A 17,007-nucleotide genomic window follows, 5' to 3' on the forward strand; every position below is an offset into this window, starting at 1 on the left:
GCGCGGGCTAGTCGAAGCGCTTCGACTGCGGTAGAAAGGGGGAACCACACGAAGGGAACGACGATGGTCACGATCGCGGACGTCGCCCGCCATGCCGGAGTCGCGACCAGCACGGTCTCCTATGTGCTCAGCGGGAAGCGGTCGATCTCGACCGACACCCGCGACCGCGTGCAGCGCAGCGTCCGAGCGCTCGGCTACCGACCGAATGCCAGCGCCCGGGCGCTGGCCAGCCAACGGTCCAACGTGCTCGCCCTGGTGATCCCGCTGCGCACCGGGATGCATGTCCCGGTGATGATGCAGTTCGCCACCGCGGTCGTGACCACGGCCCGCCGGTACGACCACGACGTACTGCTGCTGACCGCCGACGAGGGTCCGGACGGGCTCGATCGGGTCGCGCAGAGTTCGCTCGTGGACGCCCTCGTGGTGATGGACGTCGAGCTGCACGACGAGCGGGTCCCGGTGCTGCGTGAGTTGCCGATGCCCTCGGTGCTGATCGGCTACCCGGACGACGCCGACGGGCTGACCTGCATCGACCTGGACTTCGTTGCCGCGGGCGCGCATTGCGTCGAGCATCTCGCCGACCTCGGCCACCGGTCGCTGGCGCTGCTCGGGACGCCGTCCGCCGTGTACGAACGGCAGACCGGGTTCGCGCAGCGCACGCTGACCGGATTCGCCGAAGCTGCCGGGCGGCGCGGGGTGTTCGGGGTCGAGACGCCCTGCGAGCACACCTTCGACGCGGTCCTGCACACGGTCGAGCAGCTCCTCCACGACCATCCGGACATCACCGGACTCGTGGTCCAGAACGAGCCGATCATCGGCCCGCTCCTCGACGTCCTGCGCCGGCTCGGCCGCCGGGTGCCCGAGGACATGTCGCTGGTGGCGATCTGCGCGGACGACGTGGCCGAACGGCAGGTACCGCAGCTGTCGTCGGTCACCATCCCGGCGGAGCGGATCGGCGATCAGGCGGTCGAATCGCTGATCACCAAGCTCGCGGGCGGCGACGTACCCGAGCTGACCCTGCTCCCGCCCACGCTCACCGCGCGCGGGAGCACCTCCCGGGCCCCTCAGACCGACCGCACGACCGCATAGCCACCAGGCCGCAACGGCAGCTCGCCGACGACCAACTCGCTCCCATCAGCCGGTACGACGACCTCCGCGTCACGGTGGTTGAACAGGAAGGTCCACGTGGTGTCGCCGGATCGTCTCCGAACGATCTCCACCGGCGACTCCGACAAGCCCAGCAATCTCTCGGCGGTCTCGTCATCCAGCTCGGTCGACACGTACCAGGCCGATCCAGCGCCGACGTCGCGGCGCGTGATGGCCGGCTTCCCGTCCAGGACGCCTCCGGCGTACCGATCGACCACCTCGGCCGACACCGCCCGCACGTCCTCGCTCCAGAGCCGCCCGCGCCCGCCGGACGACAACGCGACCTCGCCGTCGACCGGCAACGGATGGAACTCCTCGACCCGCACTCCGAGCAGTTCCGTGAACGCACCCGGATATCCGCCGAGCCGGACCCGCAGATCCGGATCCACGATCCCGCTGAAGTACCCGACGACCAGCTGGCCGCCACGCTCCACATACGCGGCCAGATTCGCTGCAGCCTCGTCACTCACCACGTACAGACTGGGGACGACAACCATCTTGTAGGGCGAGAGATCCGCGGCAGGTGACGCGAAATCGACCGTCACCCCGGCGCGCCAGAACTGCCGGTGTGCAGTCCGCACTGCGGCCAGGTAGTCGAGCGACGACGACGGCAGATGCGTTCCTTGCATCGCCCACCAGCACTCGACATCCCACAGGATCGCGACGTCCGCGACGACCTCACTCTGAGCCGCTTCGGCGAGCCGAGGCAGCAGCGACCCGAGCTCCACGACCTCCCGGAACATCCTGCTGTCCGCACCGGCATGCGGAACCATCGCCGAGTGGTACATCTCCGCCCCGCCGCGCGACGCCCGCCACTGGAAGGACAGCGCACCCTGCGAACCACGGGCGATATGCGACAGGCTGTGCAGCGCCATCCGCCCAGGCTCCTTCGGGTGCAGACGATGCCCGTCGTTGAGCGTCCCCGCCGCCTGCTCCATCAGCAGCCACGGCTTCCCACCGGCCCAGGATCGGGCCAGATCGGCGCCGAACGCGGTCTGCTCCTCCGCGTCGATCCCGGCCTGATCCGGATAGTGGTCGATGGCAACGACATCGACCTCCGCCGCCCATCGCGCATGGTTCACCGGCACCCAGCCGCCGAAGACGAAGTTCGTCGTGATGGGCAGCTCCGAAACCTTCCGCAGCTCGGCCTTCTGCTCGAGATACGCCGCCAGCAACTCGTCGGACCAGAACCTCCGGTAGTCGAGGAACTGCGTCGGATTCACCAGGTACTGCGTCTTCCGCGGCGGCTGGATGTCCTCCCACTCGCCGTACCCCTGACTCCAGAACGCCGTCGTCCACGCCTCGTTCAACCGGTCGAGCGAGCCGTACCGCTCCCGCAACCACGTCCGGAAACGCTCCGCGGCGAGCGAGCAGTGACACGTCGTTCCGTATTCGTTGTGCACATGCCACATCGCCAGGGCCGGGTGATCGTGATAGCGCTCGGCCAGGGCCCGCGCGATTCCCCGAGCAGCCTCCCGATACGCCGGCGCGCAGGCGCAGTACGTGTCCCGGCTGCCATGCGTCAGTCGTACGCCGTCAGCCGTGACCGGCAACGCCTCCGGATGGAGCCGGCTGAACCACGGCGGTGGCGACGCGGTGGGTGTGGCCAGATCCACGCTCACACCGCCGTCGTGCAGCGAGTCGAGTACGCGGTCGAGCCAGCCGAACTCGTACCGGCCCGGGGACGGTTCCAGGCTCGACCAGGAGAACACCCCGACGGTCACCAGGTTCACGCCGGCCTGACGCATCAGGTCGACGTCCTCCTTCCACACCGCCGGATCCCACTGCTCCGGGTTGTAGTCCCCGCCGTACCAAAGTCGAGTCATGAGCTGGAGAGCGTGACGGTGTAGCGGTCGCAGACACCCTCGATCACCCGGGACTCGGCCTGACCGTCGCGCAGGCTGAGCTCGATCACCGCGGCCACTCCCCCGTTGGCGTCCGGCAGTTCGACAGTCGTTGTCACGCCCTCGGACGGCTCGAACCAGCGCAATTCGACACCATCGGCCCAGTCGTACTCCGGCCGGTCGTCGACCGCCCCGAACGGGATCACCGCGCCCTCGCGGACCAGCACCGGCAGGCTGTCGAATCCGTGTGTCTGCCGCACCCATTGCGGACCCGCGATCACCTCACCGGTCAGCAGGTGAGTCCACCGACCTCCCGGCAGATAGAACGAGACTTCGCCGTCGAAGCTCATCACCGGCGCGACAAGCAGATCGTGGCCGAGCATGTACTGGCGATCCAGGTAAGCGGCGGCCGGATCGTCGGGGAACTCCAGGACCATCGGCCGCATCATCGGCACTCCGTCCTGATGCGCCTCGGCCGCCGCGGTCATCAGGTACGGCATGAGTGAGAGCTTCAGCTTGGTGAACTTCCGCAGTACGTCGACCGCCTCGTCGTCGAACGCCCACGGCACCCGGTACGACGACGAGCCGTGCAGGCGCGAGTGTGAGGACAGCAGCCCGAACGGCACCCACCGCTTGAAGATCGCCGGGTCCGGCGTGCCCTCGAACCCGCCGATGTCGTGACTCCAGTAGCCGAACCCCGACGCGGCCAGCGACAGCCCACCGCGCAACGACTCCGCCATCGCCTCGAACGTCGACTCGCAGTCGCCACCCCAGTGCACCGGGAACTGCTGGCCGCCGGCCGTCGCCGAGCGCGCGAACAGCACCGCCTCGCCATCGCCGCGGTTCTCCTCCAGCAGGCCGAAGACGGCGGCGTTGTAGAGCTGCGCGTAGTAGTTGTGCATCCGCTCCGGGTCGGACCCGTCGTGCCAGGCGACGTCGGTCGGGATGCGCTCGCCGAAGTCGGTCTTGAAACAGTCGATGCCCAGGTCGATCAGCGCCTGCAGCCTCAAGCGGTACCACGCGGTCGCGTCGGGGTTGGTGAAGTCGACAATCGCCATGCCGGCCTGCCACATGTCCCACTGCCAGACCGAACCGTCGGGCCGTTTGAGCAGGTAGCCGAGCCGGCGGCCCTCCTCGAACAGGACCGAGCGTTGCGCGATGTACGGGTTGATCCAGAGACTGATGCGCAGGCCGCGATCCTTCAGGCGGCGGATCATCCCGGCCGGGTCCGGGAACGCGATCGGATCCCAGACGAAGTCGCACCAATGGAACTGCCGCATCCAGAAGCAGTCGAAGTGGAACACGCTCAACGGCAGGTCACGCTCGGCCATCCCGTCGACGAACGCGCTCGTCGTCTCCTCGGTGTAGTCGGTGGTGAACGACGTCGACAGCCACAGCCCCATCGACCACGCGGGAACGCGGGCGGGCCGGCCGGTCAGGCCCGTATAGCGGCGGAGCACGTCCTTCGGAGTCGGGCCGGCGAAGACGTAGTACCCGAGCTCCTGGCCTTCGACGCTGAACTGGTTGCGCGAGGTGACCTCCGAGCCGACCTCGAACGACACCCGGGCCGGGCTGTCGACGAGGACGCCGTACCCCTTGCTGCTCAGGTAGAACGGGACGTTCTTGTAGGCCTGCTCGCTCGACGTGCCGCCGTCGGCATTCCAGCTGTCGACAATCTGACCGTTCTTCACCAGGGGGCCGAAGCGCTCGCCGAGACCGTAGATCGTCTCGCCGACGCCCAGCGCGAGTTGCTCGTGCAGGTAGTGCTTGCCGTCGGCATCGGTGATCAGGCCGATGCTGCGGGCGCCGGAGTTCGTCAGCGGACGCCCGTCCTGCTCGAACCGCACGTCCCACGGCCCGTCGAGCCGGACGATCACGCTGAGCTCACCCGACGTCAGCCGGGCCTCAGCGGCGCCGACGTCCACCTTCACCGGATGATCGTCGTCGGTGTCCAGCCGGTACGACGGCCGCGCGGGCAGCCCGCCGAGGTGGTGGGCGATCCGGACACCGATCACGCCACGGGCCGGCGACGAGAACGTCACCGTGAACATCGGCTGGTTGAGCGTGTCCCCGCGCCGCTCGATCCGGTGTGCCGGCGCGAACACCGTCAGCTCGCGCTCGCCGGCCTGCACACTCTCGACCTCGGCCGGCCGCAGCCGCGTCAGTCCCGCCCGCAACTGCCAGTACCCATCGGTGAACTTCATCGGGGAAGCCCTCTCTCGAGCTGAAGCCTTCTCTGGGCGGCGCAATCGAAGCGCTTCGACAACGCTAGGTCGGGTGACTTCACGCCGTCAAGTTTGGGGCGGCTCGAGTCTCAGGCCAGGTACAGACCGGTCCCGACCAGGGCGACCCAGGTGAGGCCGGCGATCAGCAGCACGCGGTCCTGGAACAGGTCGCGTTCGGGGACCTCGCCGTTGCCCGTCGAGACGATCAACGCGTAGCGCAGGAGCCCGGTCAGGAACGGCAGGAACGAGATCGCCAGCAGTTCGCGGTAGACGTCGTACCCGAGGTGCTGGAATGCCCACGAGCCGTACGAGAGCGCGGCGCCGAGCAACGCGACCGTCATCACCTGGTCGAGCCAGCCGTCCGAGTAGGCCGCCAGCACAGGGCGACTGACCGCGGCCTGCGGTTCCGTGGCCTCCCCCGCGGCCATCCGTTCCGCCTTGCGTTTGCCGGTGACCAGGAACAGGGCGCCGAACAGGGAGACGAGGAGGAACCAGTGCGACACGGGCACGCCGGTCGCGGTTCCGCCGGCGGCCGCGCGGAGGACGAAGCCGAGTGCGACCAGGATCAGGTCGACCACCGCGACGTGCTTCAGCTTCAGCACGTACAGCACCTGGGCGACCAGGTAACTCACGCCGAGTAGGAACGTCGACAATCCGAGTGTCGACGTGACGGCGAGGCCGAGGAGCGCGGCGACGCAACCGAAGAACACGGCGCGGGCTGGACTGATCGACCCGGCCGCCACCGGGCGCAGGCGCTTGCGGGGGTGACGGCGGTCGTCGGCGACGTCGCGGACGTCGTTGAAGGCGTAGATCGCGATCGCGAGCAGGGTGAAGCCGACGGCGGCGAGCGCTGCCTCGAGGAGGACGAGGGGTTGGTCGAGGACGCCGGCGGCCGCGGGTGCGGCGAAGAGCATCACGGCTTTGTGCCACTGGCGCGGCCGGCTCAGCTTGAGTAAGGACCGGGCCGATGACTCGGTGCGCGGGACGACTGCCGGCGTACGGACGTCCGTCACTTGACCACGACGTAGAAGAAGTCGCGCTGGTCGTCGACCAGGTAGCGATCCGACGGTGAGTTCATCGAGGCGAGCAGCCGTCGGCCGGTGACGGTGCCGTGCGGCCCGGGCTGCTCGATGTCGAAGCTGACCATCGCGGCGTGGATGTCCAGTTCCATGCCCTGCGCGATACCGGCCTGCTGCATCGCCGCGGCCAGCGTGGCCAGCGTCAGGCCCTGGCCGGCCACGTAGATCAAGTTGCCGTGGGCATCGGTTCCGAGTCCGGACCGCCAGGTGTACTGGTACTGGCTACGGTAGCTCCCCCAGGCGCCGTTCGCGTTGCCGGTCAGCCCGTCGACGATCCGATGGTCGACAATCAGCTGATCGAGGTTCTGCCGGACCGCGACGACGTCCGGCGTCATCCGGACGGTCCGGTTCCAGGTGCCGATCCGCGCGGTGCCGTCGCGGAAGATGACCACTGACGCGCGACCGTCGACCAGCGGCACGGCGGCGGACTCCGTGGTCCACCAGCCGCCATGCGAGTCCTTCATCTTGAAGCCGCCGTTGAAGGTCGCGACCAGGGCGGCGTGATCGGTCGAGGGGACCGAGTAGCCGTGGCGGGAGGCCATGCCGACGACTGGTTCCCGGGTCCCGGGCATCAGGACCAGGCGGTTCGCGGACTGCGGGATCAGCGCGGCAGCGACCGAGACCGGCAGGTGCGCCGGATCGGGCCGGAACCAGGTTGTCCAGAGCAACGGCTTGCCGGCCGTCGTCTGCCGGGCAACCGACCAGGCGCCTTCGTGCGGCAGCGCTCGTACGCCGGGGAGCACCTTGACGACCGGCAGAGTCGCGGCCGCTGCATGGGTCGCACCGGTCGAGCGGCTTGCGGTGGCGGGACCGCCGCCCGGGACGGTCACACTGGGTGCCGTGATGTCGCTCGGGGTGCCGGTAGCGGGCGGCTGGTTGCGTGAGTACTTCCAGTTCTCGATGGCGTCGACGATCGGGCCCCCACCGTGGTCGCGGAACCATTCGACTGTCCGGACCGAGAAGCTCGCGTTGCCCGGATACAGCAGCGCCCGGACATAGGACACCGCCGGGACGACCAGCAACAGGCAGCAGACCAACGCGATCCAGCGCTTCCGGACTCGGCGGCGACGGCGTCGGTGTGCATTCTGCTTCATGCCCTCAGTAGATCCGGACGAGCCTGAGAGGATCCGGAGAGCGCTCAGCGCCAGGCGGCTGGGAGCATCCTGCGCGGCAGCAGGTTGAGGATCCGTACGGCGAGTCCCATCGTGCGTGGCGCCCAGACGATCGTCTGACCGCTGCGCACCGCGCCCGCGACCCGTCGGGCGACACGGTCCGGCGTGGTTGCGAGCGGCGGCTTCGACTGGCCGGCGGTCATCCGGGTCGCGACGAACCCCGGGCGTACGACGAGTATCCGTACGCCGGACTCCGCGGCCTGGCGCGCGAGCAGGACGGCCGTCGAGTCGGCGAGCTGTTTGCCCAGCGAGTACGCCGCGATCGACTGCCTCGGCCTGATCGCGGCAGCCGACGACAACAGCACGATCTGCTCAGGTCCACGCTGCACCAACGCTCGCAGCAGCAGTGCGACGGACAGACCATTCACGACGATGCCGTCGGCGAACGACTCCTCAGTCATCGTGCCGACTGCCACCACCGCGAGGCCGAGCGGATGGTCCGCGCAGGCGTGCTCGAGCATCCCGTCGATCTCGTCGGCCCGCAGGCAGGCGTCGTACTGCGCCGTCGTCACGGAGTAGCCGAGGTCGCGAAGCTTCTCGGCGTTCCACCACAGCTCGCTACTCGGCCGTCCCGCCAGCACAACCCGCCGCGGCGGTGGCCCGAGCAGCTCGGTCAGTACGGCGATGCCGATCTCCGACGAACCGCCGACGAGCAAGGCGGTCCCGTCGGTCATCGCAGCAGGCCCAGGCGCTCGGCCAGGGCGGACGTCCAGCGGCGATCCGGGTCCAGGCGGGCCTGCGTGCGTTGCCAGGCCGGCAGCCGTGGATACATGACCGGGATGAGGTCCGGGTCGCTGAGGGCGTCCTTCGCGAGGTAGACCCGGCCGCCGGCGGCCGCGACCAGCTTGTCGATCGGCCGCAACGCGTCCGGGTCGTGCAACCAGCGCGCCGGCAGGTCGACGGCCAACGTCCAGCCGGGAATCGGGAACGACAACAGCCCGCCGGACCCGCGGCCGAGATTCTTCAGGGTCGCCAGCGCCGGCGCCATCCGGTGCGTCGCCAGGTAGCCCAGCACCTCCCCCACAACGTGCCCCTCCTCCGGCGGAACGGCGAACTGGTACTGGATCAATCCCGCACGCCCGAACGCCGCCGGCCAGGACTCGGCCCGATCGAGGGGGCAGAGCGCCGAATGCAGCGGAACCAGTTGACGCCCGGCCCGGCTCAGGTGCCACCGGGCCGCCGATGCGGCCCGAATCGTTGCCCTCGACATCAATCCCGGCCCGGGCAGAGAACGAATCGGCCGGGCCGCCGTGCTTCGTCCGCGGCGTTCCGGGAACGGCGGGACAGCGGCGGGGAGATCTGTACTGGTGGCCGGGTGGAACTCGTCGATGAGGGCGCGGCCGAGGGAGGTGCCGGTCGAGTGGGCGTCCAGCCAGGCGACGACGTGGTGATCGGGGTCGGCTTCCTGGTGCGTGGCCAGGGTTCGGAGGACGGACAGGGTGTCGCGCAGGGACTCGGTCCGGTGGCGCTCGCGGACGGCCCAGCCGGTCTCGACGCGGTGGAGTTGGATGGCCGCCTGCAGGATGACGCCGGTCAGGCCCATGCCGCCGATCGTCGACCAGAAGGCGTCGGCGTCCTGGCCGGGCGACAGCTGGGTGGGCACGCCGTCCGAGCGGAGCAATGCGAGCCACCGGACGTGCCGGCCGAACGATCCCGCACCCGGATGGTTCTTACCGTGCACATCGGACGCGATCGCTCCGCCAACAGTGATCCACTCGGTGCCGGGCATCACCGGGAGCAGCCATCCGAGCGGCAGCGCCTGCTCCGCGATCTCCTTGAGCAGTACGCCGGCTTCCACCACGATCACCCCGTTGCCTTGGTCGAACGAGATGATCCGGTCGCGCGCAGTCATATCGAGCACGACCCCCTGACCGGGCAGCGCCGCGTCGCCATAGCTCTTGCCGGCGCCGCGGATCGTCACCTCCGGCTCGGCCAGTACTGCGTCGACCACACCGCCCTGCGTGTCCGGCCGTCGTACCCGGGTGCGCTTGTGAGTGGTCCGCCCCCAGCCGGACAGTTCGGTCGTGCTGGAGTCGTCGGGGGTCACGATGCCGACGTTAGGGTCAGTGCACTGAGAGACACCTGAGTCTGGTACGTCGTCAGATGCTGCGGGATGACGTGCTCCCAGGTCATGGCTGGAACCGTGTCGCGGTTGTGTTGCTGGATCCGCGCGAGACGGGCGACGTCGGTGAGGAGCGCGGCGGTGGTCTCACCCATCTCGACGTCGGAGTCGACCAGGTAGCCCTCGACTCCGTGCCGGATGAACTCGCCGACACCACCGGATGCCATCGCAACCACGGCCAGACCGGCGCAGCGCGCTTCCAGGGCGGCGACTCCGAAGGACTCCAGCCCGGCCGGCGCGAGATACACATCGGCGGCGGCGTACAACTGCTGGATCTCGAAGCGGGTCAGGCGTCCCGGCAACTCGACCCAGTCCGCGAGGCCACGACGCCGGGTCTCGGCGGCCACCGCGGCGGCTTGCGGTCCACTGCCGACGATGACGGCTCTGACGTCCACGTCGGGTGGCACGAGGGCGCGGATCCGCTCGAAGGTACGCAGCAGGGCCAGCGGGCGCTTGCGTCGAGTGAGACGCATCGTGCTCACGATGGTCAGCGGATGCCTGCCAGGCCTGGGGGTTCGCCAGTGCGTGGGATCGATGCCGTTGTGCAGTACGTCGACCGGCCGATGGGGCAACGATCGACGCAGTACGCCGGCCACCACCTCGCTGACCGCGGTCCAGCGGGCCGGATCGACGTACCGGTCGAGGTGCGCGAGCGGCCACGGCAACGTTGGGCTGGGCAACGAATGCAGGGTGATCACGGCGGCCGGTGCGAGCCGCGCCGCGCGCCAGGCGAGTGGCGAGACCAGGGACGTGTGGGCGTGCACGACGTCGACCTTGTCCAGCGCCCGCCGCAGCCGATCGGTTGCTGCTGGCAACGGTATGCCGCCGAGCGCCGGCAGTCGTACGACGGGGACGTCGCCGGCCGCGGGCGGACCGTCGGTGACGGTGAAGACGGTGGCCTGATGGCCGGCGCGGATCAGTTGGCCGGCGAGGTCGTGGACCTGGAGTTCGATCCCACCGAGCCGTGGGAGGTAGCAGTCGCTGACCAGGGCGATCCTCATCCGGCGACCGCCTCCAGCTCGGCCGAGCGTGCTCGGGTCCGGTGCTGGATGCCGAACCAGATCGCCAGCGTGATGCCGCCGACCGGGATCTCCATGGCGTAGGTGAAACCGCGGAACAGGATGAGCCCGGCCGCGACGCCGGCCGGGTCGCCGCCGAGGGCGACCAGCGCGGCGGCGGTGCCCACCTCGACCACGCCGGCTGCCCCCGGGGTGATCGCGACCAGGGTCAGCAGTCGCTCGACGGCCAGCGCGGTGAAGAGCACCGGAAGGGCGAAGGAGATGCCGAGCACATGGAAGCAGAGCCAGAGCAGGGCCAGTTGCAGCGCGAGGTACGCGAGCATGCCGGCCGTCATCGGACGCCAGCCGTTGCGCATGACCCGCAGGATCGAACGACGCAACTCCGGGATCTTGCCCGCCAGCCGGCCCGGCTTGCGGCGGAGGATCTTGTCCAGTGCGGCGCCGATGCCGGCGGCGACCCGTTCGTCGGCAAGCATCCAGACGACCGCCACCACGGCGAGCGGCACCGGAAGGAAGACCAGACTCGCCGCACCGAACACCGACGCGCTGTGCAGGATCGGCACCAGCGCGAGCGCGACCGCGATCACCCCAAGTTTGGAGATCATGTTCAGCAGGGTCGTGACGGCGAGGAAGCCACCGAACGCGGACCTGCTGAACCCCCAGCGGCGCACCATCGCGAAGTTCAGGCCGGTTCCGGCCGCACCGCCGAGCGGGAGCACATTCGAGACGGCGCTGCCGGTCAGACTCAGCGTCAGGCCGCGGCGCTTCGTCAGTCCTGGCAGGGACGCGGCCAGGACGAACGAATGCGCCCACAACCCCGCGATCCAGACGACCGCGAGGACCACGACCGCACCGGCGGAAACCCGGCCGAGGACGGCTCCGACCTCGCCCCAGGTCGCACCTACCGCCCGTGGCAGCAGAACCACCAGGGCGGCGGTCGCCAGCCCGCTCAGGACTGAGGTCACGACCCGGCGGGGTGTTCTGGGCTTCATCGCACCATCGTGGAAGGCAGCTGCTGAGAGGATCCTGAGAGCGAGTCGGGCGGCCCTTGGCGGCCGTGCGATGCTCGGGAAGTGGCACATCGGCAGGACCCTGACGCTGCCCGGTTCACGCTGGTGGCTTTCCACGCGCACCCGGACGACGAGGCGCTGCTGATGGGCGGCACGTTGGCCCGGCTCGCGGCGGAAGGGCATCGGGTCGTCCTGGCGGTCGCCACTGACGGCGAGGCGGGTGCGGCCGCTTCGTCGTACCGGATGGCCGGCCGGCTGGCGGCGTACCGGCGGGACGAGCTGGACAGCTCGGCGGCGGCGCTGGGGTGTGCGCGGGTCGTGCGGTTCGGGTTCTCCGACTCGGGTTCGTCGGGTCCGGTGGCGGACGGCGCGTTCAGTCGTGTCCCGGTCGAGGTGGCGGCGGCGCCGTTGATCGAGCTGCTCCGGGCCGAGGGCGCCGACGCGTTGACGATCTACGATCCGGCCGGCGGCTACGGGCATCCGGACCATCAGCAGGTGTATGCGGTCGGCGTGCATGCGGCCGCACAGGCCGGTACGCCGTTGGTGCTGGAGGCAACGATCGACCGGCGGTTGATCCGGCGGCTGATCCGAGTGGTCGAGGCGATTCCCGGCGTACTGCCGGCGGTGCGGGCGGCCGACTACGACGGGGCGTACTCCCCCGCGTCGGCGATCACGCACTGTGTCGACGTCCGTGCGTATGCGGACCAGAAGCGGCAGGCGTTCCAGGCGCACGCCAGCCAGGCGAGCTCGGACGACGGTGCGCGGACGCTCGGCCTGCTGCTCAAGCTGCCGCCGTGGCTGTTCCGGCGGGTGCTCGGGCGGGAGTGGTACGTCGAACACGGCCGGACCCCGGGACATCGGCTCGACGACGTGTTCGCGACGCTCCGATGAGTGGCTCTCAGCCCATCCTCAGCGAGCGGCGGTGAAACTGAGACCATGCGGGTGCTGATGGTGGAGGACGAGGTCCGGCTGGCCGACACGGTCCGCCGTGGTCTCACCGACGCCGGTTTCGTGGTCGAGCTGGTGCACGACGGCGAGGACGCGGTGTGGGCGGCGACGGAGAACAGCTACGACGTGATCGTGCTGGACATCATGTTGCCGAAGCTGAACGGGTACAAGGTGCTCGAGGAGTTGCGGGAGCGCGGGGTGTGGACGCCGGTGCTGATGCTGACCGCGAAGGACGGGGAGTACGACCAGACCGATGCGTTCGATCTCGGTGCGGACGACTACCTGACCAAGCCGTTCAGCTTCCTGGTCCTGATCGCCCGGTTGCGGGCGCTGATCCGGCGCGGCGGTCCGGAGCGGCCGGTGGTGCTGACCGCCGGCGACCTGGTGCTCGACCCGGCCCGGCGGCGGGTCGAACGGGCCGGGAAGGAGATCGCGCTCACGCCCCGGGAGTACGGCCTGCTCGAGTTCCTGATGCGTCACCGCGGCGACACCGTCAGCAAACTCGAGATCCTGGCCAGCGTCTGGGACCCCGCGTTCGACGGCGATCCCAACGTGGTCGAGGTCTACATCCGCTACCTCCGCCTGAAGATCGACGGCCCCTTCGGTCGGCACTCGATCGAAACCATCCGCGGCATGGGCTACCGCCTCGATCCCGAGGGCGGCTGAGGCGTGGCTGTTCGACGACTGGTGGTGGTCGCGCCCGGTCTCGTCATTGCGGGCGTGGGCGTCGCCGCGGTGGCCGGGCTGGCCGATTCGGTGCGCGAATCCAACGGACTGGCTGCTGACGACCCCGGGCTGGCCCACGACGTGCTCGGGCTGCGCACCGTGGAGCTGACCGACGTGGCTCGGGCCTTGACCTTCCTGGGCGACGTACCGGTCTTGATGGTGTTCACGCTGATCGCTGCCCTGGTGCTCTGGCGCGTGACCAAGAGTCGGCGGCCTGCCGTGCTGCTGCTCGTCGCGATGGCCGGCTCTGCCGCGCTCACGTACGGAATCAAGTTGCTGGTCGAGCGGCAGCGGCCGGGCGTCGGCTACGTGCTCGGCGCCGTGGACACGTCGTACTCGTTCCCGTCCGGGCACACGTTGAACTCGGCCGTGTTCTTCCTGACGATGGCCGGCTTGTTGTGGATGCTGCGGGTCGGGCTGGTGTGGCGGATTGCCGGTACGGCGATCGCCGTCCTGCTCAGCGTGGGAATCGGGCTCAGCCGGATCTATCTCGGCTACCACTGGGCGACCGACATCCTGGCCGGGTGGTTGCTGGCTGCAACCTGGCTGAGCCTGGTCGCGACCGGTGCGTACTACACGCGGCGCCCGGGAGGATGATGGGGTGCGGGAGCCTCGGTTTCCGGGAAGGAACGGTGTGTTGGCCGCGTGGCGGAGGATCGGAGTCGGGCTGCGGCGCGCCAGCGTCCGGAGCAGGTCGACCGCGGCAGCCGTCATCGTTGTCGCCGTGGCGATGGGACTCGGCGCCGCGGTACTGCTGCTGCTCCTCCAGCGCGCGCTGATCACCGGTGTGTCGGACGCGGCCGACGGGCGGCTCGCCGACGTGGCCGGCCAGGTGTCCGAGGAGGGTACGGCGGGACTCTCACGCGACCTGACCGACACGACCCGGCCGAGCCAGCTGATCCAGGTCCTCGACTCGTCCGGTCGGGTGGTCGCTGCCTCGTCGACGCGGGTCGCCAGCAGGCCGCTGACAGATCTCCGGCCCGCGTCCGGGGTAGTCCAGCGGGCAGAGGTCGGTGAGATGCCGCTGCTCGACGACGACCACGCCTACCTCATCGTCACGCAAGGAGCGTCGTACGGCGGCCAGACGTACACCGTGGTGGTCGCATCGTCGGTGCAGACCCAGCGCGACACGGTGGCCACGGTGGCGAAGTACCTGCTGATCGGGTTCCCGGTCCTGCTGATCGTGGTCGGGGTGGCGGGCTGGCTGCTCGTCGGGCAGGCGCTCGGGCCGGTGGAACGGATCCGGGCGCGCGTGCAGGGCATCGGGTCGGGAGACCTGACCGAGCGGGTCCCGGTTCCGGCGACCCGGGACGAGATCGCGCGGCTCGCGGCGACCATGAACGAGATGCTCGATCGGCTGCAGACCGGGCAGGCCATGCAGCGGCGGTTCGTGTCGGATGCGAGCCATGAACTCCGGTCGCCGCTGGCCACGCTGACGGCGGCGCTGGAGGTCATCGAAGCGGATACCACCGGGCACGCGTGGCAGGAACTACACCTGGTGATGGAGGCCGAGACCGAGCGGATGCGGCGGCTGGTCGAGGATCTGCTGCTGCTCGCGAAGGCGGACGACACCGGCCTGCGGATGCAGCGTACGGACGTCGACGTCGACGACCTGGTCGCGGCGGAGCTCCAGCGGTTGCGGAGTTCCGCACCGGATCTCACCGTGACGAGCGAGGTTCATCCCGTCCGCGTGGTCGGCGATCCGGCCCGGCTCAGTCAAGTGCTCAGAAACCTGGTCGACAACGCCGCGCGGGCCGCCCACACGACCGTCCACCTCACCGCGGCCGAGCAGAACGGATCAGCCGTGATCACCGTGGCCGACGACGGTGACGGTATTCCCGAGGCCGATCGCCTCCGCGTCTTCGAACGCTTCGTCCGCCTGGACACCAGCCGAGCCCGCGCCAGCGGCGGCTCCGGCCTGGGGCTGTCCATAGCTCGCGAGATCACCCGGGCCCACCAAGGCACCATCACCCTCAGCCCCTCCCCCGACGGCGGAACCACCGCGACCATCATCCTTCCCCGCTGACCACGGGTCGGAAATACCCCGGCGTCGCGGACCACCCAGGGCGAAAATGAGTGGATGGATCTGTCGGTAGTGCTGGGGTTCGTGGTTGCCGTCTTCCTGGTGAGCGTCGTACCGGGACCGGACATGTTGTTCATCGTGGCCAATGCGGCGGGCGGCGGGCGCCGGGCCGCTGTGGTGGCCGCGGCCGGGATGTCGACCGGTCTGGCCGTGCACAGTGTGGCCGCCGCTGTGGGGCTCGGTGCGCTCATCCAGGCCGCACCTCAGGTGCTGAACGGCGTACGCGTCGCTGGTGCCGCGTTCCTGCTGTATCTCGCCTACCTGACCTGGCGTGCCAGCCGGCAGGAGGTCGGCGAGCCCGACGAGACGCTGGAGCTACCGAAGCGGACGCTTCGCCGGACCTATCTGATGGCGACGTTGACCAACCTGGCCAATCCGAAGGTGATTCTGTTCTATCTGGCGTTCGTGCCGCAGTTCGTCACGACCGGCGCGGGCAGCTGGCCGGCGACCACGCAGTTCCTGGTGCTCGGCGGGATCTTCATCGCCGTCGGCTTCCCGGTCGACGCCACCGTCGCGCTGGTCGCGGGCAGTCTGACCGAGCGGTTCTTCCGCGCCGGTAGCAGCGTCCGCCGCCGTCTCGAGCGCGTCACCGCCGGTATCTTCGCCGCCCTCGCCGCCCGCCTCGCCACCGACATCCACTGACGATCAGACGGACAGGACCAGCTTGCCGCGGTTCGCGCCGGTGGCCAGGCGGTCGAGGGCCACGCCGGCGTCGGAGAGCGGCAGTACGTCGGTGACGTCGATGTGGACCTTCTTGGCGGCTACGAGGTCCAGCGCGGCACGGCCGAAGCGGGTGACGAGCTCCGGACCACGGCGGGCCAGATCCCCGATGTTGAAACCGCCGACGAACTGGTTGCTCTTCCACAGCGGCCGGACCGCCAGGGTCAGATCCGGATGGTTCCCCGCGTCCCCGTACGCCGCCAGCCGGCCGAACACCGCGAGTACGCCGAGGCTGTCCGGGCGGGTCTGCCCACCGACCGAGTCCAGCACCAGGTCGACTCCGCGCCCGCCGGTGAGTTCCCGGATCTGATCCGCGAACCCGTCACGCACGACCACCTCGTCGTACCCGAACTGCCGCGCGTACGCCACTTTGTCCGCCGAACCGACCGTGCCGAACACCTTCCCCGCACCCAGCGCCTTCGCGATCTGCACCGCGACCGTGCCCACCCCGCCGGCCGCGGCATGAACCAGCACCGTGTCCCCGGCCGCCAACCGCCCGGCGCCGGCCAGCAGTCCGTACGCCGTGGTCAGCACCGTCGGCGCGCCCGCCGCCACCACGGGATCGAGATCCCCGATCGGATAGGTGAACGCGGCCGGTGCGATCACGTACTCCGCGTATCCGCCGAAGCCCGGCAGGTACGCCGTCACCTGGTCGCCGGCCGCGAGTCCGCTGACCGCCGGTCCGACCGCTGCCACGACGCCCGCCGCCTCGAGCCCAGGTACGTCGCCCTCTGGCTCCGGCTCCCCGAAGTCACCGCGGCGGTGCTGGACCTCGGCGAAATTGACTCCGGCGTGCGAGACCCGGATGAGCACCTCACCCGCGCCCGGCTCCGGCACCGGCCGCTCCAGCTCGACGATCTCCCCGTTGATCTTCGTGAATCCGACAGCGCGCATGCCCCAACCGTCACACGCG

Annotated in this window: 15 protein-coding genes; 6 read left to right on the forward strand and 9 right to left on the reverse strand. The window is 69.7% G+C overall.

All coding sequences use genetic code 11. The features are described 5' to 3' along the window. Positions 1-63: 63 nt before the first annotated feature. Positions 64-1,089, forward strand: coding sequence for a LacI family DNA-binding transcriptional regulator (locus tag OG555_RS39050; protein WP_329478538.1), 1,026 nt, complete (start codon positions 64-66; stop codon positions 1,087-1,089). Here the strand turns inward: OG555_RS39050 and OG555_RS39055 are convergent. From OG555_RS39055 to OG555_RS39090, 8 genes are all read right to left on the reverse strand, one after another. Then, positions 1,065-2,972, reverse strand: a complete 1,908-nt coding sequence (locus tag OG555_RS39055) for a beta-galactosidase (RefSeq protein ID WP_329478540.1) — start codon at positions 2,970-2,972, stop codon at positions 1,065-1,067. The two genes, OG555_RS39050 and OG555_RS39055, sit on opposite strands and share 25 nt — an antisense overlap. Beyond that, complete coding sequence (gene yicI, locus OG555_RS39060; RefSeq protein ID WP_329478542.1) at positions 2,969-5,194, reverse strand: alpha-xylosidase; 2,226 nt, start codon at positions 5,192-5,194, stop codon at positions 2,969-2,971. Before yicI ends, OG555_RS39055 begins: the two co-directional genes overlap by 4 nt. 110 nt (positions 5,195-5,304) lie before the next feature. Further along, the gene (locus OG555_RS39065) at positions 5,305-6,228 is read right to left on the reverse strand and encodes a decaprenyl-phosphate phosphoribosyltransferase (protein ID WP_329478543.1); all 924 of its coding nucleotides are present in this window, start codon (positions 6,226-6,228) and stop codon (positions 5,305-5,307) included. Beyond that, positions 6,225-7,388 carry a hypothetical protein gene (locus OG555_RS39070; protein ID WP_329478544.1) on the reverse strand — a complete coding sequence of 388 codons (1,164 nt, stop codon included), beginning with the start codon at positions 7,386-7,388 and terminating at the stop codon, positions 6,225-6,227. The genes OG555_RS39065 and OG555_RS39070 overlap by 4 nt, the downstream gene beginning before the upstream one ends. 44 nt (positions 7,389-7,432) lie before the next feature. After that, positions 7,433-8,140, reverse strand: coding sequence for an SDR family NAD(P)-dependent oxidoreductase (locus tag OG555_RS39075; protein WP_329478545.1), 708 nt, complete (start codon positions 8,138-8,140; stop codon positions 7,433-7,435). Further along, entirely contained in the window at positions 8,137-9,513 is a 1,377-nt protein-coding gene (locus tag OG555_RS39080) for an FAD-binding oxidoreductase (RefSeq protein ID WP_329478546.1), read from the reverse strand. Before OG555_RS39080 ends, OG555_RS39075 begins: the two co-directional genes overlap by 4 nt. After that, complete coding sequence (locus OG555_RS39085) at positions 9,510-10,589, reverse strand: glycosyltransferase family 4 protein (protein WP_329478547.1); 1,080 nt, start codon at positions 10,587-10,589, stop codon at positions 9,510-9,512. Before OG555_RS39085 ends, OG555_RS39080 begins: the two co-directional genes overlap by 4 nt. Then, a complete protein-coding gene (locus tag OG555_RS39090; protein ID WP_329478548.1) occupies positions 10,586-11,599 on the reverse strand; it encodes a lysylphosphatidylglycerol synthase domain-containing protein in 1,014 nt (337 codons plus the stop codon). Before OG555_RS39090 ends, OG555_RS39085 begins: the two co-directional genes overlap by 4 nt. Before the next feature lie 81 nt (positions 11,600-11,680). On the opposite strand from OG555_RS39090, the gene OG555_RS39095 reads away from it, so the two are divergent. The 5 genes from OG555_RS39095 to OG555_RS39115 are packed head-to-tail and all read left to right on the forward strand — an operon-like array spanning position 11,681 to position 16,016. Then, a complete protein-coding gene (locus tag OG555_RS39095; RefSeq protein ID WP_329478549.1) occupies positions 11,681-12,508 on the forward strand; it encodes a PIG-L deacetylase family protein in 828 nt (275 codons plus the stop codon). 45 nt (positions 12,509-12,553) lie between these two features. Beyond that, on the forward strand, positions 12,554-13,231 hold the full coding sequence (locus tag OG555_RS39100; protein ID WP_329478550.1) for a response regulator transcription factor: 678 nt from the start codon (positions 12,554-12,556) through the stop codon (positions 13,229-13,231). A gap of 3 nt (positions 13,232-13,234) precedes the next feature. After that, entirely contained in the window at positions 13,235-13,888 is a 654-nt protein-coding gene (locus OG555_RS39105; RefSeq protein WP_329478551.1) for a phosphatase PAP2 family protein, read from the forward strand. A 40-nt stretch (positions 13,889-13,928) separates the two neighbouring features. Further along, the gene (locus OG555_RS39110) at positions 13,929-15,317 is read left to right on the forward strand and encodes a sensor histidine kinase (protein WP_329478552.1); all 1,389 of its coding nucleotides are present in this window, start codon (positions 13,929-13,931) and stop codon (positions 15,315-15,317) included. A gap of 54 nt (positions 15,318-15,371) precedes the next feature. Beyond that, complete coding sequence (locus OG555_RS39115; protein WP_329478553.1) at positions 15,372-16,016, forward strand: LysE family translocator; 645 nt, start codon at positions 15,372-15,374, stop codon at positions 16,014-16,016. Positions 16,017-16,019: 3 nt separating this feature from the next. Here the strand turns inward: OG555_RS39115 and OG555_RS39120 are convergent, their stop codons facing one another. After that, positions 16,020-16,988, reverse strand: a complete 969-nt coding sequence (locus OG555_RS39120; protein WP_329478555.1) for a quinone oxidoreductase family protein — start codon at positions 16,986-16,988, stop codon at positions 16,020-16,022. Between the last annotated feature and the right edge of the window lie 19 nt (positions 16,989-17,007).

This window comes from Kribbella sp. NBC_01484 (genome assembly GCF_036227145.1).
In the GTDB taxonomy this organism is placed as follows: Bacteria; Actinomycetota; Actinomycetes; order Propionibacteriales; family Kribbellaceae; genus Kribbella.

Bases quoted from the DNA above. Each gene is read 5' to 3' on its own strand.
- OG555_RS39050 (WP_329478538.1), top strand. From the start codon at position 64: ATGGTCACGATCGCGGACGTCGCCCGCCATGCCGGAGTCGCGACCAGC.
- OG555_RS39055 (WP_329478540.1), bottom strand. From the start codon at position 2,972: ATGACTCGACTTTGGTACGGCGGGGACTACAACCCGGAGCAGTGGGAT.
- yicI (WP_329478542.1), bottom strand. From the start codon at position 5,194: ATGAAGTTCACCGATGGGTACTGGCAGTTGCGGGCGGGACTGACGCGG.
- OG555_RS39070 (WP_329478544.1), bottom strand. From the start codon at position 7,388: ATGAAGCAGAATGCACACCGACGCCGTCGCCGCCGAGTCCGGAAGCGC.
- OG555_RS39075 (WP_329478545.1), bottom strand. From the start codon at position 8,140: ATGACCGACGGGACCGCCTTGCTCGTCGGCGGTTCGTCGGAGATCGGC.
- OG555_RS39085 (WP_329478547.1), bottom strand. From the start codon at position 10,589: ATGAGGATCGCCCTGGTCAGCGACTGCTACCTCCCACGGCTCGGTGGG.
- OG555_RS39090 (WP_329478548.1), bottom strand. From the start codon at position 11,599: ATGAAGCCCAGAACACCCCGCCGGGTCGTGACCTCAGTCCTGAGCGGG.
- OG555_RS39100 (WP_329478550.1), top strand. From the start codon at position 12,554: ATGCGGGTGCTGATGGTGGAGGACGAGGTCCGGCTGGCCGACACGGTC.
- OG555_RS39115 (WP_329478553.1), top strand. From the start codon at position 15,372: ATGGATCTGTCGGTAGTGCTGGGGTTCGTGGTTGCCGTCTTCCTGGTG.
- OG555_RS39120 (WP_329478555.1), bottom strand. From the start codon at position 16,988: ATGCGCGCTGTCGGATTCACGAAGATCAACGGGGAGATCGTCGAGCTG.